This is a genomic window from Burkholderia sp. HI2714 (assembly GCF_002223085.1).
GTDB classification, from domain to species: Bacteria; Pseudomonadota; Gammaproteobacteria; order Burkholderiales; family Burkholderiaceae; genus Burkholderia; species Burkholderia lata_D.
This window is the reverse complement of the sequence record NZ_NKFM01000187.1, coordinates 1-506: the sequence shown is the minus strand read 5'-3', so window position 1 is coordinate 506 and position 506 is coordinate 1. Positions and strand designations below refer to the sequence as shown.

Sequence of the window (506 nt, the reverse complement as noted above, 5' to 3'; positions counted from 1 at the left end):
GGCCAGCAGGTAACAGTAGGTCGAATCTGCATCGACGCCGGCCAGCACCGGGCGATCGCCGTGGAAGATCTCGTCATGCAGGCCCACGCGGATGCCCGAGAGGTCCTGCTCTCGGTTGATGGCCCCCGCCCGCTGAGCGGCCCATTGCATCACGTCGTGCACGTGGCCTTCACTGATCGACAGGCCCAGCAGGTCGCGCACAAACTCGACCACGCCACGATACGAACTGCGGCAGCTCAGCGTGAGCGCGACGATCACCTGGCGCAGCCAGCGTGCCGTGACCGGCAGCGTGCCCAGCACCGGCTCGGCTGCCTCGGGCGCGGGCGTGAAGGCATCATCCAGCGCCGCGCGGGCCTTATGCTTCTGCTGGTAGACGAACTTGCGGCTCACGCCGTGCCCATCAGCCAGCGCGCGGATCGTGAGCCCGCCCGCCAAGGCCCGCACCGCCAGGTGCTTACGTGTTTCCCCAGGCAGTTGCGCCGCCGCGCCAGCCAATCGATTCATCC

At 68.2% G+C, this 506-nt stretch carries 1 protein-coding gene; it reads right to left on the bottom strand.

The features are described from left to right. On the bottom strand, positions 1-506 hold a 506-nt coding region (locus CFB82_RS43690; protein WP_218829115.1), incomplete at both ends, for a hypothetical protein.